Raw genomic sequence first — 15,455 nt, forward strand, 5'->3', positions numbered from 1 at the left:
AGTCTCATTTTTTAACGATTTGATATGGATTTTTACAATGAGACCACACAAATATTATGCCCTTACTCCCCTTGCCCTGGCGTTTGCTGGCTTACTCACTCCTGATGCCTTTGCTGAAGAAACAGAACAAGATACCGAAACCATGGTGGTGCACAGCACGGCTGAAGAGGCGCTGAAGCAACAGCCTGGCGTGTCGATCATTACCGCTGAAGATATCGCTAAGGACCCGCCGGTCAACGATCTTTCAGAGATTATTCGCAAGATGCCGGGCGTCAATTTGACCGGCAACAGCGCCAGCGGCAGCCGCGGCAACAACCGACAAATTGATATTCGCGGTATGGGCCCGGAAAACACGCTGATTCTGATTGACGGCGTTCCCACTACCTCGCGTAATTCGGTACGTTACAGCTGGCGTGGAGAACGCGATACCCGCGGCGACAGTAACTGGGTGCCGGCGGAAATGGTCGAACGCATTGAAGTTCTGCGCGGCCCGGCGGCGGCTCGCTACGGTTCGGGCGCGGCCGGCGGCGTCGTCAACATCATCACCAAACGCCCCACCAACGACTGGCATGGCTCGCTCTCGCTTTACACCAATCAGCCGGAAAATAACAAAGAGGGCGCCACCAATCGCGCTAACTTTAACCTCAGCGGGCCGCTGGCCGGCGATGCGCTGACCATGCGCCTGTACGGTAACATCAATAAAACCGACGCTGACGCCTGGGACATTAACCACGCGCAAAACGGTTCCTATGCCGCCGGGCGCGAAGGGGTGCGGAATAAAGATATCAACGCCCTGCTGTCGTGGAAACTGACGCCGCAGCAGATCGTTGATTTTAACTATGCCTATAGCCGCCAGGGCAACATTTACGCTGGCGATACCCAATACAGCAACGGCAACCTGAGTCCCGACGGCCTGGTGAGTAATCTCTACGGCCATGAGACCAACCGTATGTATCGCCAGACCTGGGGAGTGACCTATAACGGCCTTTGGGACTGGGGGCAGTCAAAAGCCGGGGTCTACTACGAAAAAACCAATAATACCCGGCTGCAGGAGGGATCGACCGGGCGCGTGGAAGGGATGATCAACAGCGATGAGTACGCCACCAGCCGCCTCGAGTCCTGGCGGTCGACCGGCGAGCTGAATCTCCCCTTCCACTGGCTGACCGCTCAGACCCTGACCCTCGGCATGGAGTGGAACCGGGATGAACTCAACGATCCGGCTTCGATGCAGTCGACCAGCGTCACCAACGAGACCATTCCCGGTACCTCGGGCGATCCTTCGCAGCGCAACACCAAAAACAGCGCCACCCTTACCGGCCTCTATCTGGAAGATAATATCGAAGCGACGCCGGGCACCAATATTATCCCGGGCCTGCGCTTTGACTACCACAATGAGTTTGGCAGCAACTGGAGTCCAAGCCTGAACCTGTCGCAGGAACTTGGCGAGATGTTCAAAGTGAAAGCCGGTATCGCCCGCGTCTTCAAGGCTCCTAACCTCTACCAGTCCAGCGAAGGCTATCTGCTGTCTACCCGCGGTAACGGCTGCCCGAACACCATCAGCACCGGCAGCTGCTATCTGCTGGGCAACCCGGATCTCGACCCGGAAATCAGCATCAACAAAGAGCTCGGCCTGGAATTTAACCTCAACGGCTATAACGCCGGGATTACCTGGTTCCGCAACGATTACAAAAACAAAATCGTCTCCGGTACCGAGGTGCTTGGCTATACCTCCGGCGGGAATAATATTCTGCAGTGGCAAAACGGCGGAAAAGCGGTGGTGGAAGGGCTGGAAGGAAATCTGCTGGTTCCGCTCATTGCCGATACCCTTAACTGGCGTACCAACGCGACCTATATGATCAAATCGGAAAACAAAGATACCGGCAACCCGCTGTCGATCATTCCGAAATATACCATCAACACCATGCTCGACTGGCAGGTGAACAGCAAGCTGTCGGCAAACGTGAACTGGACCATGTACGGCCGCCAGAAGCCGCGCCAGTACGCGGAAATCCGCAATGAAACCGGCTCGCTCGCCACCAATGAAGTCGGCGCCTATTCCGTTGTCGGTATCGGCGCGAACTATCAGCTGATGAAAGATCTGCGCCTGAACGCCGGCATCAGCAACCTTTTCGATAAGCAAATTTATCGCGAAAACGAAGGGGCTTCGACCTATAACGAACCCGGTCGCGCCTATTACGCCGGCGTCACCCTCTCCTTCTGATCCCCAGCGCCCGCTTCTGCGGGCGTATTCCCCTGTTTTCTCCCTGCCATTTTCATAGTAGCATCGCGCTGATCTTCTTTGACCAGCACAGAGTACAGAATGACTACAACAGATCTCGCCCCGAAGGGCGAAATGGTTTTACGCACCCTGGCCATGCCGGCGGATACCAACGCCAATGGCGATATTTTTGGCGGCTGGCTGATGTCGCAGATGGATATCGGCGGCGCGATTATGGCCAAAGAGATTGCGCACGGTCGCGTGGTAACCGTGCGCGTCGACGGGATGACCTTTTTGCGGCCGGTGGCGGTGGGCGACGTCGTATGCTGCTACGCGCGCTGCGTGAAGCGCGGCAATACCTCGATCACCATCAATATCGAAGTGTGGGTGAAGAAGGTGTCGTCAGAGCCGATTGGCCAGCGTTACAAAGCCACGGAAGCGCTGTTTATCTACGTGGCCGTGGATAATCAGGGTAAGCCGCGCGCGATACCGGGCGAGTAACAGAGTGCCCGGCGTGCCGGGCCATTCCTCTACAGGAAGCCGAGCAGAGAGAAGAAAATATAGCCAAGAACGATAATCACCACCGGCAGCACGTACAGCGGAAAATATTGCACCAGAATGGTATGGCGAGGCACCACGATACGTTCAGCAATTTGCTCACGCGTTAAGCCTTCCGCCCCTTTCGCCTGTTCCAGAATCAGCTGATCCTCAATGCCTTCGCGGAGGAATTTCGCCTGACGCGCCATACGCGCGCCGGAAGCCTGCAGCGCCATACCGACAAACACCAGGATATAGATAATCCAGAAGCCAATATTCAGGCTGTGTTTAAAATCCGGCAGCGGCGAGTTGTACCAGAAAAAGTTAAGAAACGGCGTATTGAAGCGCATCATTTCGATCATCACATGCGCAAAATCCATCATTACCGCATCAATGCCCGGCTTTTTTTCGCTGTGCTCGTACATAAACTTCAGTACCGAAATCAGCGTTGAAATCACCGTTGGAATAAAAATCACCCAGCCCAAAATACGTTTAAGTACCGCAATGCGTCCAGCTTGTTGATACGTCATGGATTCCCCTTGTTGAAGACGCCTTATCCACCCTAAGTCTACCCTCAGCGGCGAATTTCGCCCAATAATGCGCGGTATGATATACCATGAGAACAAATTCGTTATCTACTTACGCTACAGGAGAGGGACTTATGTCAGCCAGGCGACAAATTCATGCCGCTATTTTCGATATGGATGGATTACTGATTGATTCCGAGCCGCTCTGGGATCAGGCGGAGCTGGAGGTGGTCGCAAGCCTCGGAGTCGATATCAGCCGCCGCGGCGAACTGCCCGACACGCTGGGACTGCGCATCGATTTAGTCGTCGACCTGTGGTTTGCCCAACAGCCATGGCCAGGCCCGGATCGCGACGACGTCACCGCCCGGATTATCAGCCGGGCGATTGAATTGGTGGAAGCGTCCCGTCCGCTGCTGCCCGGCGTACGCGATGCCGTAGCGCTATGTAAAGCGCAGGGGTTGAAAGTTGGCCTGGCATCCGCGTCGCCGCTGCGAATGCTGGAAAAAGTGCTCGCCATGTTTGAACTGCGTGACCAGTTCGACGCCCTTGCCTCCGCAGAATCGCTGCCCTACAGCAAACCGCATCCTCAGGTCTATCTCAACTGCGCCGCCAGCCTGGGCGTAGACCCGATGAGCTGTGTCGCGCTGGAAGATTCCGTTAACGGCATGATCGCCAGCAAAGCGGCGCGTATGCGCTCCATCGTCGTTCCTGCCAGGGAGAACAGCCACGACCCGCGCTTTGTTCTCGCAGACGTTAAACTGACATCGCTGGAATCACTTGTCGCCGCCGATCTTCTCGGCTAAACGCCTGCCGCATGGCGAGGGAGCGAAGGCTGTCTCGCCATTAAAGAAATAAAACACCGTTTCAATTTAAATTGTTTTTTCCTCCTTCAGCCTCTATGCTTGAGCAAAACAGCGTGGTTTAACGCAGCAATCAGCATACAGAGGTGCATATGGTACTTAACGCCTTCGACCTTACGGGTAAGGTCGCTATCGTGACGGGATGTGACACCGGACTAGGCCAGGGAATGACGTTGGGCCTCGCGCAGGCCGGGTGCGATATTGTCGGCGTCAATCGCAAGATTCCACATGAAACCGCCGAAAAGGTTCAGGCGCTGGGCCGTCGGTTCACCGCGATTCAGGCCGACCTCAGCCGTCAGGATGAAGTGACCGGGATCGTGGAGACTGCGGTCGCCGCCATGGGCCATGTGGATATTCTGGTGAATAACGCCGGCACGATTCGCCGCGCCGATGCGCTGACCTTTAGCGAAAAAGACTGGGACGACGTCGTTGATCTCAATCTGAAATCGGTGTTTTTTTTATCGCAGGCGGTGGCCAGGCAGTTCATTGAGCAAGGCAGCGGTGGGAAAATTATTAATATCGCCTCGATGCTCTCTTTCCAGGGAGGCATTCGCGTGCCCTCTTATACCGCCTCCAAGAGCGGCGTTCTGGGATTGACCCGCCTGCTGGCTAACGAATGGGCCGGGCATCAGATCAACGTCAACGCCATCGCGCCGGGATATATGGCCACCAATAATACCCAGCCGCTGCGCGATGATGCCGATCGCAGCAAGGAGATACTTGACCGTATTCCGGCCGGGCGCTGGGGGGGAGCGGACGATCTGCAAGGGCCGGTGGTGTTCCTGGCCTCCAGGGCGGCGGATTACGTCAATGGCTACACCCTGGCGGTAGATGGCGGATGGCTGGCACGTTAATGATTTTGTGACAAAGAGTTACACCGTCACCTCTTTCACACACTGTATAAAAACCCTATACTGTATGGATTGACAGTTTAGGGTTTTTATCATGACGGCGGAAGGCCATCTCTTCTTTTCTATCGCCTGTGCGGTATTTGCTAAAAATGCGGAACTCACCCCCGTACTGGCACAGGGCGACTGGTGGCACATTGTCCCCTCCGCGGTGCTGACCTGCCTGCTGCCGGATATCGACCATCCGAAGTCATTTCTCGGGCAGCGCTTAAGCTGGATATCAAAACCGGTGGCCCGCGCGTTTGGCCACCGGGGATTTACCCATAGCCTGCTGGCGGTATTTGGCGCGATGACGCTATTCTATCTGAAAGTACCCGAGAGCTGGTTTGTGCCCGCCGATGCCCTCCAGGGGCTGGTTCTCGGCTATCTCAGCCATATTCTTGCCGATATGCTCACCCCCGCAGGCGTACCGCTGCTGTGGCCCTGCCGCTGGCGTTTTCGTCTGCCGATCCTCGCGCCGCGTAAAGGCAACCAGCTGGAGCGGGCGCTGTGTATGGCGCTGTTTGTCTACGCCGTCTGGATGCCGCAAACGATCGCCGAAAACAGCGCCGTGCGCTGGTCATCGGGGATGATTAATTCACTGCAGATCACCTTCAATCGCTTTATTAGTCACCAGAGCGGGCGATAAACAGACAAAACAAGCGAAATAGTTATAACCAATTCCATTTGAATATAAGTAATAAAAGCCTCTTCTGCTAACCTTGCGCCATTAAAGCTGGTACCAGACCAGCCGGAATAAAAATCTATCAGGAGAACGGGGATGAACTTTCCATTAATAGCGAACGTTGTCGTGTTCGCGGTTTTGCTGTTTGCGCTGGCCCAAACCCGCCACAAGCAGTGGAGCCTCGCCAAAAAAGTACTGGTCGGCCTCGTCATTGGCGTGGTGTTCGGCCTGGCGCTGCAGCTTATTTATGGCGCTGACAGCCAGGTGCTGAAAGATTCCATTCAATGGTTCAATATCGTCGGTAACGGCTATGTACAGCTGCTGCAGATGATCGTGATGCCGTTGGTATTCGCCTCAATCCTCAGCGCGGTCGCCCGTCTGCACAATGCGTCTCAGCTGGGTAAAATCAGCTTCCTGAGCATCGGTACGCTGCTGTTCACCACGCTGATTGCGGCGCTGGTCGGTGTGCTGGTGACCAATCTGTTCGGTCTGACCGCCGAAGGTCTGGTTCAGGGGAGCGCGGAGACCGCACGTCTGAACGCGATTCAGAGCAACTACGTCGGTAAAGTGGCTGACCTCAGCGTACCGCAGCTGATCCTCTCCTTCGTGCCGAAAAACCCGTTTGCTGACCTGACCGGCGCCAATCCGACCTCGATCATCAGCATCGTTATCTTCTCCGCCTTCCTCGGCGTCGCCGCGCTGAAGCTGTTGAAAGATGACGTGGAGAAAGGTCAACGCGTCCTGACCGCCATTGACACCCTGCAAGGGTGGGTGATGAAACTGGTGCGTCTGGTGATGCAGCTCACCCCGTACGGCGTGCTGGCGCTGATGACCAAAGTCGTTGCCGGTTCGAACCTGCAGGACATCATCAAGCTCGGTAGCTTCGTTGTCGCCTCTTACCTCGGCCTGGGGATCATGTTTGTGGTTCACGGTCTGCTGCTGGCGGTTAACGGCGTGAGCCCGCTGAAATACTTCCGTAAAGTGTGGCCGGTGCTGACTTTCGCCTTCACCAGCCGTTCCAGCGCCGCGTCTATTCCGCTGAACGTCGAAGCGCAAACCCGTCGCCTGGGCGTCCCGGAATCTATCGCCAGCTTCTCCGCCTCTTTTGGCGCCACTATCGGTCAGAACGGCTGTGCCGGCCTCTACCCGGCAATGCTGGCGGTGATGGTCGCGCCGACGGTGGGAATCAACCCGTTTGACCCGCTGTGGATTGCGACGCTGGTCGGCATCGTCACCGTGAGTTCCGCAGGGGTCGCGGGCGTCGGCGGCGGCGCAACCTTTGCGGCGCTGATCGTCCTGCCGGCCATGGGTCTGCCGGTGACGCTGGTGGCGCTGCTTATTTCCGTCGAACCGCTGATCGACATGGGCCGTACGGCATTGAACGTGAACGGTTCAATGACGGCCGGTACCCTGACCAGCCAATGGCTGCGCCAGACCGACAAAACGATTCTCGACAGCGAAGAAGACGCCGAACTGGCGCATCGCTAAGCCGCCAGGCACAAAAAAACCGCAGATAACCCTCTGCGGTTTTTTTTTATTTCTCGCGCCCCGGTCAGGAGGCCATTTCGCCATCCTGCCGCGTCTGCACGGCCCAACGCTGCGCCGCTTCCGGTACGCTAAACGGCGGGGAGCGACGGAAATGCTCGCCCATCAGAACAAAGGCGACATACTTACCGCGCAGCAGCCACACATCGCGAAAACCGTCCATTTTGACGGCGTGTTCCGGAGGGGCTGGTTCCACCCGAGGCACGTAGCTAATGACAGGGCGGTTTTGTTGGCGAAGTGTTTTCATAACCAATAGATTCACTAAACAAAGCGGGAAACAGAAACAGCTATCATAGCCGATTGCCTGACCTTTCGTCGCCCCTTACGTGTGTTCTGTTCTCCCCGCCGGGCGATAGTTTTCACGCCTCCAGCCGGTTCATCTGGTGAGATGTTCTATAGTTAGAAGGGTTTTGGTACCGCAACGACCATTTTTCAGTAATGAAAACAGGAGACGAGCAATGTCTGATAAGAACCATAAATCACAAAACCACAAAGCGCCCCACGACGCCAGCGAATCGCAACCCGGTCTGGATGCTCTGGCTCCGGATGATCAATCATGGCGCCCGACGCCGCACCCCACGGCGCCCGGGGAAGAACCCAGCGCGCCGGGAAGCCTCAAAGCGCCCGATATCCACAGCCGTAAACTTGACGCGCTGGCTCATCAGCGCAAAGACAGCGAAAACGTCCCCCTGACCACCAATCAAGGGGTACGTATTGCCGACGATCAGAATTCGCTACGCGCGGGGAACCGGGGGCCCACGCTGCTGGAAGACTTTATTCTGCGTGAAAAAATTACCCACTTTGACCATGAGCGGATCCCGGAACGAATCGTCCATGCGCGCGGATCGGCGGCGCACGGTTATTTTCAGCCCTATCGCAACCTGAGCGACGTCACAAAAGCGGATTTCCTCTCCGATCCCGCAAAGAAAACCCCGGTATTCGTACGTTTCTCTACCGTCCAGGGCGGGGCCGGTTCGGCCGATACGGTGCGCGACATTCGCGGCTTCGCCACCAAATTTTATACCGATGAAGGTATTTTTGACCTGGTCGGGAACAACACCCCAATCTTCTTCATCCAGGATGCGCTGAAATTCCCCGATTTTGTGCATGCCGTGAAGCCTGAACCGCACTGGGCTATCCCGCAAGGACAAAGCGCCCATGACACCTTCTGGGATTACGTCTCGCTGCAGCCGGAAACGTTACATAACGTGATGTGGGCGATGTCCGACCGCGGGCTACCGCGCAGCTATCGCACCATGGAAGGCTTTGGCATTCACACTTTCCGCCTGATCAATGCCGACGGTAAGGCCACCTTTGTCCGTTTTCACTGGAAACCGCTGGCCGGGAAAGCCTCTTTACTCTGGGATGAGTCGCAAAAGCTGACCGGTCGGGACCCGGATTTCCATCGCCGCGATCTGTGGGAAGCGATAGAAGCCGGCGATTATCCGGAATATGAGCTGGGCCTGCAGCTGATCCCGGAGGAGGATGAACAGGCGTTTGACTTCGATCTGCTGGATCCCACCAAGCTGATCCCCGAGGCGCTGGTTCCGGTACAGAGGGTCGGAAAAATGGTGCTTAACCGCAATCCGGATAACTTCTTCGCCGAAAATGAACAGGTGGCGTTCCACCCAGGCCATATCGTACCGGGGATAGATTTCAGCAACGACCCGTTACTGCAGGGCCGCCTTTTCTCGTATACCGATACGCAGATTAGCCGTCTGGGCGGGCCTAACTTTCATGAAATCCCGATTAACAAACCCACCTGCCCGTATCACAACTTCCAGCGCGACGGCATGCACCGGATGGATATTGATACCAACCCCGCCAACTACGAGCCGAACTCGATCAACGATAACTGGCCGCGCGAAACGCCCCCGGCCCCTAAGCGCGGCGGTTTTGAGACGTACGCCGAGCGTGTCGACGGTGAGAAAATTCGCCAGCGCAGCCCCTCGTTCGCCGAGTATTACGCCCAGCCGCTGCTGTTCTGGCGCAGCCAGACGCCGATTGAGCAACAGCATATTATCGATGCCTTTAGCTTTGAGTTAAGCAAAGTGGTCCGGGGATGGATCCGTGAACGGGTGGTCGATCAGCTGGCGCACATCGATATCCCGCTGGCGCAGGCCATCGGCAAAAATTTAGGCATCACGCTCAGCGACGAGCAATGCCAGATCACGCCGCCGCCGGACGTTAACGGTGTGAAAAAGGATCCCAGCCTGAGCCTGTATGCCATCCCCGGCGGGGAGATTAAGGGCCGCGTTGTCGCCGTGTTGCTCAACGAGCGCCCGGCAGCGCACGATGTGCTGACCCTGCTGCAATCCCTGAAGGCGAAAGGCGTTCATGCCAGACTGCTTTATTCACGGATGGGGGAAGCGATCGCCGATGACGGCACGCGGCTGCCTATCGCCGGGACCTTTAGCGGCTCGCCATCGCTGACGGTCGATGCGGTGATCGTCCCGGGCGGCGACTTGTCCCTTCTTAGCAACAGCGGGGAACTGCATTACTACCTGCTGGAGGCTTATAAGCATTTAAAACCGATACTGCTGGCGGGCGACGGTCGCCAGTTTAAGACCCTGCTGCAGGTCGCCAGTCAGGGAGAAGAAGGCCTGGTCGAGACGGACGCCATTGACGCTCCGGCGATGGATACGCTGTTCGCGCTGATGGCGGCGCATCGGGTGTGGTCCCGCGCCGGCAAAACGGCGGCTATTCCTGCCTGATAGCGGAGCGCGGGGCGGGATCCCGTTCAGCGGATGTCAGATCGCACGCGATTCGCTGCACGGGTGAAACCAGGGGAAGCAATGCGCTTCCCTTTAACCCTCGCGCTAAACGTCGCGGTAGGTCCCTAAACGGTACCCGCGCTCGGCAACCGCGTACTTGAGTGACGCCGAGGTCAGCACTTCCAGTTCTGTCAGCCGCGGGTAGCAATAGGCGCTGCCCATGATGGTATTATCAACAAACGCCGGGTGGCACATCACCTCCAGCGACGTCTCTTCACGCTGGAGAGACGCATCAAGGGATTGCAGAAATAGCGCCTCAGAAATAGCGTCACCGTAAAATTCGCTGGTAAACCCCTCGCTGCTGCGCGCCGCATCCTGCGCCAGGCCGTCACGCTGCGCCAACTGACGATCGATACGTAGCGCCACCCCGTTTTCCCGGGCGAATGCGGCCACGATCGGGTAAATCGGGGCAATCATATGCACATGGTGATGGCTATCGATATGCGTCGGTTCGCAGCCAAACAGCGCGATAAAACGGCGATACTGGCACGCCAGCTCATGCGCAATTTCCTCCAGCGGCAGGCTCCCCTCTTCCGCCATCTGCCAGATCCACTTCCCGAGACGCCCTTCGCGGGTCAGCCCCGGCATCGCCGACAACGGTTCCCCCAGAGTCAGGACAAAATGCATCCCGACCCCCAGCTCCGGCACGCAGCGGCTCAGCTGGGCCGCGTGGCTAATCGCCGCCCCGTTAACCAGCGCCGTTGTCGAGGTGACCAGGCCATTTTTACAGGCTTCAATAATGCCGTAGTTCTGGCCCTTGCTCAGGCCAAAGTCGTCGGCATTAACGATTAACACGCGTTCCATCAGCCGCTCCCGTTACTGTTTCAGTTTCTCAATCGTCGCTGCAAAGTTGGGCAGCCATTTTTCATGCGCAAGAATCATTTCCCGCGCCAGCTGCTCAGCATCGCGGTCAGAGTGAATCAGCGGGCTCAAATTGAGCGCCAGCAGCACATCGTCCAGCTCACCGCTCATCGCCGCCTGGCTGGCCGCCACCTCGAAGCCTTTGATGGTATAAATCAGCCCCAGCACTTTCTCATCGAAATGCGCGATGCGCGGCGTCGGCGTTGCCCCTTCGCGCCCCAACGTACAGGTCATTTCCACCGCCCAGTCCGCGGGGATGTTATCAATATGGCCATGATGCGGAATGTTAACGTAGTGCTCGGCCTGCTTGTCATTGTAGATGGCGTTAATCACCTCGCAGGCCGCATCGGAATAATATGCGCCGCCGCGCAGCTCCAGCTCTTTCGGCTTCACATTCAGATCCGGATTTTTGTACAGCTCAAACAGCTGTTTTTCCACCTTCTGCACCACCTGGGCACGAGCGCCGCCCTTATAGTACTCACCCATTTCAATCGCCAGCATCTCTTTTGGCTTAAAGTAGTACAGCAGATAGGAGCATGGGATCAGGCGCAGCGAACGGATTAGCCCTTCGCTGAACGGCAAATCAAAGATATTTTTCACCGAGTTGGCGCTCAGGCTGCCGGAGGCGACGCCGTCCAGCAGCTCATCAAAGCGCGACTCGCCGTTCACCAGCACATCGCGGACGAACACCAGGTGATTGAGGCCAAACAGATCGATATGCAGTTCATCTTCCGCGGTCAGCTGCAGCACATCGGTAATAAACATTTTCATACCGATCGGAATATTGCACACGCCGATAAAGCGCTTAAAGTCCGTGTGGCGGTACACCGCTTCGGTGACCATTCCCGCCGGGTTGGTAAAGTTGATGATCCAGGCATCCGGGCAGATCTCCTGTACATCCTTGACGATATCAAAAATGACTGGAATGGTACGCAGGCCCTTAAACAGGCCGCCGGCGCCGTTGGTCTCCTGGCCGAGATAGCCGTGGCTGAGCGGAATACGCTCGTCTTTCTCGCGCGCCTTCAGCTGGCCCACCCGCAGCTGCGTGGTCACGAAGTCGGCGCCTTCCAGCGCCGCGCGGCGGTCCAGCGTTTTGTAGACCTGCATCGGCACGCCGGCTTTTTCGACCATCCGCTGGCACAGCGCGTGGATAATATCGAGCTTCTCCTGGCCTTCCGCCACATCCACCAGCCACAATTCCGTTACCGGCAGTTCATGATAGCGCTTGAGAAACCCTTCCAGTAACTCCGGGGTATAGCTGCTGCCGCCGCCAATAGTGACAACTTTTAATTTCTGGCTCATTATCTTCTCCCTCGTGGCGCCACGAATTGCACGTAGCCCACTCTCCGTATTAATACGGACAGTTAACTTGAATAGGTCCTGACGCGGAATAATCCGCTCCGGGTTAATTAATACTGGTCAGTTTTTTACGATAATTGCTTGGCGTAAATGAGGTCAGTTTCTTGAATGTTTTAATAAACAGACTTGGGCTACTGTACCCCGACTCGTAGGCAATATCGGTCACTGAATAATTGGTAATTTCCAGCTGCTTCTTGGCGAAATTGATGCGAATATCATTAATTATCTGCATCGGCGTTTTACCATAATAGCGTTGGGTCGCCCGGGTTAAATACTCCTGGGTTTTCCCGGAGAGTTCGACCATCTGCTCCAGCGCCCCTTCGCCAAATTTAAGTTTATCGTGCATATCCTCGACGGTATTTTTCAGCCACTGCGGAATAACATCCTGTGCCGGCTCTTCGCGGTAATGCCGTAAACGGTTAATGGTATAAAACGACACCAGTTCAATAAATTCGTCAAATTCAGTTTCGCGAAAATTCAGCGAAGCGATAACCGACTCGATATAGCTGAGAAAGGTACTTTTGACAGCGTAGACCTGCGAGGCCACCAGGCCAAACGGCAACAGCGGCAAATAGTGTTTCTCGAAGAAACGCTTACTGATGCCGACGTTAAGAATGCGCGTCGCGCCAAAGGCGTAAAAACTTTGGTGGTGCGACCCCATCGGGATAAAGACAAAATCCCCGCGCTCCAGCAGCACCCGTTTGCCATTGATCTCCTGATAATAGCGGCCGGTTAAAACGATGGTGTACTCGTAATAATCATGCTGGTGAAGCCCGCTTACGCTTTCCGTTTTGTTATAGATGACCACATGAAAGTTTTTCCCGTTAAACAGCTGCTGTTCCCGCGCGGTACTGATCTCTGTGGTCATCATCTTTGGCTGCCTCATCGTGTTGATGGCCTATTGTACCTTCTCATGCAGCTCAATCAATTCGGCAACCAGCTCACGGGCCAGCATTGAGGTCATCAGATGATCCTGCGCATGAACCAGTACCAGACTGACCTTCATTTTGCCTTCGCCTTCATCGCTTTCAATCAGCTGAGTCTGCACGCGATGCGCTTCGCTCAGCGCCATGCGCGACTGTTCCATCATGTTTTTTGCGGCGGCGAAATCCCCCTGCTTGGCCTGCTTCAGCGCGGCATAGGCCAGGCTACGGGCCTGCCCGGAGTTGATAATCAGCCCCATCACCACCTCTTCGAGGTCGTTTTCAGGGGTCTCTACCGCTTCGATATTATCCAGATCAAACATAGTATTCCCTCGTTTCTCAGACGGTACGGGAAGCCTCCCGTACCGCTCGACATCAGAATTTCAGTGCGTTAGCAATATCTTCTTCGCTCTCTTCCTGCTCGATGGTGCTCTGCGCTTTGTTCGAAATCACCACGAACGGCATGTAGACCAGCGTGGCGACCCCGAGGTTGAACAGCGCGACAAACAGCGCAGCGACGCTGCCGTTACTGTTAAAGAAGGCGCCGAGACCGGTAGGCATGGTCCACGGAGCCAGGTTAGTGACCGGTGGAATAATCCCCATGCTATAGGCCGCCAGGGTAATGGCCGCCAGAATCGGTTGAACCAGCACAAACGGTATGAACATCACCGGATTCATGATGATCGGCAGGCCGAACAGAATCGGTTCGTTAATCTGGAAGATACCTGACGGCAGCGCCAGTTTTGCCACCTGACGATGGTCAGCGCGGCGTGAGGCAATAAAGATGGCGATAATCAGGCCTAAAGTCGCACCGGAACCGCCCAGCAGAATGTAGGAGTCGAGCATCGGCTTGGCCCAGAAGTGGAACTGTTTGCCTGCCTCAATCGCCGCATCGACAGAACCGTACTGGTTGTACAGCGCGATGTTTTCCAGCGCCCACGGGGTCATAATCCCGTTGTCCAGCGCGGTCAAAGCCAGCGAACCGTGGACCCCGAAGAACCACAGCAGGGAGTTGAAAATGACGTAGGCCCAACCCACCACGCTCCCCATCGCCGCCAGCGGCGTCGAAATCGAGTCCATGATGATCTGATGGAAGTTGCTGCCATAGGAGGAGAGGATCCACGAGATAATCCCGAACACCGAGAGGATCAGGAACCCAGGAATCAGCGCCGAGAAGGAGCGGGATACCGATGAAGGCACGCTATCTGGTAAAGTAATCACCCAGTTGCGGCGAATAACGAAAGTAAACAGCTCTGCGACGACCAGACCAATGATCATCCCGGAGATAATATTTTGCCCGCCCAGCCAGTTGGCGCCTACCGCATAGGCCTCACCGACGCTGTACGGCGTCACGGTCATAAATGCCGCCACCGATAATAACCCTGCCGCCAGCGGATCGACCTTACGTTCTTCAGCCAGCGCCATCCCGATAAAGAATGGCGCCATCAACGACATAATGCCTAACGTGCCGTTATAAACATTACCGCCGATGGCTTTAAAGCTATTTAAGGTTTCAATGGTTGAGCCATCCAGGCGAACGCCCATTGAATAGAAGAAAGAACCTTCACCAAAACTCAGAAATACGTTGTTGATTAATACGAACATGGCCCCCGCGAGGGTCAGCGGCATTAATTTAATAAAGCCGTTTTTAATCGCATTGATGTGCGGTTGCTTTCCTATTTTAACAGCAAAAGGAAGGAGTACCTTTTCAAGCGAGTCAATCACTTTACTCATAGCAAATACCCTTTAAAGCCGTAATTGAATAATTACGGCATGATGTATGAAATTACTCTTTGACGGGAAAATAAACTCTCACCCTGTGCTAACCGGCAATATGATAATGCCGCAGCATGTTACCATTTCACCGGAAACCCAAAAGGCTAGCGAGTTTTAAAATTAAATTATTGTGCAGCAGCTTTCTTAATGGCCGCAACGGCCGCTTTCAGGACACCTAAACCATCGACTTTGCCATACAGCACAGAGTCGATCACTTCCACCGGCTTATTTGACAGCAGCCGTTGAATTTCCGGGAGCATATATGCGATTTGCGGGCCTAATAATACGACATCCGCCTGCGGCCCTTTCTCTCCGGCAAGCGTTTCCGGAAAGGCTTCGATGATGACCGGTACTGCATATTTTTCTGCCTGCGCACGCATTTTCGACACCAGCAGTGAAGTAGACATTCCAGCCGAGCAAAACAAGTAAATGTGTTTCTTTTCCATGAGCGCTTCCTCAATGTGTAAGACCTGGCGGCCTCAGCATCGTCTTATGCCTGACAA

General features: G+C 55.5%; 15 protein-coding genes. 7 read left to right on the top strand and 8 right to left on the bottom strand.

Translation table 11 applies throughout. The annotated features are described in order from the left end of the window. Positions 1 to 37 precede the first annotated feature (37 nt). Together ACI2JR_RS01760 and yciA are read left to right on the top strand one after the other, a co-directional pair. Complete coding sequence (locus ACI2JR_RS01760) at positions 38 to 2,221, top strand: TonB-dependent siderophore receptor (protein ID WP_462477689.1); 2,184 nt, start codon at positions 38 to 40, stop codon at positions 2,219 to 2,221. A gap of 99 nt (positions 2,222 to 2,320) precedes the next feature. Then, entirely contained in the window at positions 2,321 to 2,719 is a 399-nt protein-coding gene (yciA, locus tag ACI2JR_RS01765) for an acyl-CoA thioester hydrolase YciA (protein WP_095096945.1), read from the top strand. Positions 2,720 to 2,748: 29 nt separating this feature from the next. Here yciA and ACI2JR_RS01770 read toward each other — a convergent pair whose 3' ends face one another. Next, entirely contained in the window at positions 2,749 to 3,285 is a 537-nt protein-coding gene (locus tag ACI2JR_RS01770; protein WP_462477690.1) for a YniB family protein, read from the bottom strand. A 131-nt stretch (positions 3,286 to 3,416) separates the two neighbouring features. Here ACI2JR_RS01770 and hxpB point away from each other — a divergent pair, with 131 nt between their 5' ends. The 4 genes from hxpB (at position 3,417) to ACI2JR_RS01790 (ending at position 7,202) form a co-directional block, all read left to right on the top strand. Beyond that, positions 3,417 to 4,085: a hexitol phosphatase HxpB gene (gene hxpB, locus ACI2JR_RS01775; protein WP_132726543.1), complete on the top strand. Its 669-nt coding sequence runs from the start codon at positions 3,417 to 3,419 to the stop codon at positions 4,083 to 4,085. Positions 4,086 to 4,234: 149 nt separating this feature from the next. Beyond that, positions 4,235 to 4,996 carry a 2-dehydro-3-deoxy-D-gluconate 5-dehydrogenase KduD gene (kduD, locus tag ACI2JR_RS01780; RefSeq protein WP_462477736.1) on the top strand — a complete coding sequence of 254 codons (762 nt, stop codon included), beginning with the start codon at positions 4,235 to 4,237 and terminating at the stop codon, positions 4,994 to 4,996. Positions 4,997 to 5,087: 91 nt separating this feature from the next. Then, complete coding sequence (locus ACI2JR_RS01785; protein WP_132726548.1) at positions 5,088 to 5,678, top strand: metal-dependent hydrolase; 591 nt, start codon at positions 5,088 to 5,090, stop codon at positions 5,676 to 5,678. 132 nt (positions 5,679 to 5,810) lie between these two features. Further along, positions 5,811 to 7,202, top strand: a complete 1,392-nt coding sequence (locus ACI2JR_RS01790; RefSeq protein ID WP_132726550.1) for an L-cystine transporter — start codon at positions 5,811 to 5,813, stop codon at positions 7,200 to 7,202. Positions 7,203 to 7,266: 64 nt separating this feature from the next. Here ACI2JR_RS01790 and cedA read toward each other — a convergent pair whose 3' ends face one another. Continuing rightward, positions 7,267 to 7,506 carry a cell division activator CedA gene (gene cedA / locus ACI2JR_RS01795; protein WP_243655201.1) on the bottom strand — a complete coding sequence of 80 codons (240 nt, stop codon included), beginning with the start codon at positions 7,504 to 7,506 and terminating at the stop codon, positions 7,267 to 7,269. A 211-nt stretch (positions 7,507 to 7,717) separates the two neighbouring features. On the opposite strand from cedA, the gene katE reads away from it, so the two are divergent. After that, positions 7,718 to 9,973, top strand: coding sequence for a catalase HPII (gene katE / locus ACI2JR_RS01800; protein WP_462477691.1), 2,256 nt, complete (start codon positions 7,718 to 7,720; stop codon positions 9,971 to 9,973). Positions 9,974 to 10,078: 105 nt separating this feature from the next. Here katE and chbG read toward each other — a convergent pair whose 3' ends face one another. The 6 genes from chbG to chbB all read right to left on the bottom strand — a co-directional run bounded on the left by chbG (position 10,079) and on the right by chbB (position 15,398). After that, the gene (chbG, locus tag ACI2JR_RS01805) at positions 10,079 to 10,837 is read right to left on the bottom strand and encodes a chitin disaccharide deacetylase (RefSeq protein ID WP_462477692.1); all 759 of its coding nucleotides are present in this window, start codon (positions 10,835 to 10,837) and stop codon (positions 10,079 to 10,081) included. A 12-nt stretch (positions 10,838 to 10,849) separates the two neighbouring features. Continuing rightward, complete coding sequence (locus tag ACI2JR_RS01810; protein ID WP_462477693.1) at positions 10,850 to 12,196, bottom strand: 6-phospho-beta-glucosidase; 1,347 nt, start codon at positions 12,194 to 12,196, stop codon at positions 10,850 to 10,852. Between the two features lie 103 nt (positions 12,197 to 12,299). Continuing rightward, positions 12,300 to 13,139, bottom strand: a complete 840-nt coding sequence (chbR, locus tag ACI2JR_RS01815) for a transcriptional regulator ChbR (RefSeq protein WP_279387978.1) — start codon at positions 13,137 to 13,139, stop codon at positions 12,300 to 12,302. Positions 13,140 to 13,151: 12 nt separating this feature from the next. Further along, complete coding sequence (gene chbA, locus ACI2JR_RS01820; RefSeq protein WP_132726567.1) at positions 13,152 to 13,499, bottom strand: PTS N,N'-diacetylchitobiose transporter subunit IIA; 348 nt, start codon at positions 13,497 to 13,499, stop codon at positions 13,152 to 13,154. 52 nt (positions 13,500 to 13,551) lie between these two features. Then, positions 13,552 to 14,910 (bottom strand): PTS N,N'-diacetylchitobiose transporter subunit IIC, encoded by a 1,359-nt coding sequence (gene chbC / locus ACI2JR_RS01825; protein ID WP_132726570.1) that lies wholly within the window; start codon positions 14,908 to 14,910, stop codon positions 13,552 to 13,554. A gap of 167 nt (positions 14,911 to 15,077) precedes the next feature. After that, entirely contained in the window at positions 15,078 to 15,398 is a 321-nt protein-coding gene (gene chbB, locus ACI2JR_RS01830; RefSeq protein WP_132726573.1) for a PTS N,N'-diacetylchitobiose transporter subunit IIB, read from the bottom strand. Positions 15,399 to 15,455: the final 57 nt, after the last annotated feature.

Origin of the sequence: Klebsiella sp. NPDC088457, from assembly GCF_044900465.1 — a bacterium.
In the GTDB taxonomy this organism is placed as follows: Bacteria; Pseudomonadota; Gammaproteobacteria; order Enterobacterales; family Enterobacteriaceae; genus Klebsiella.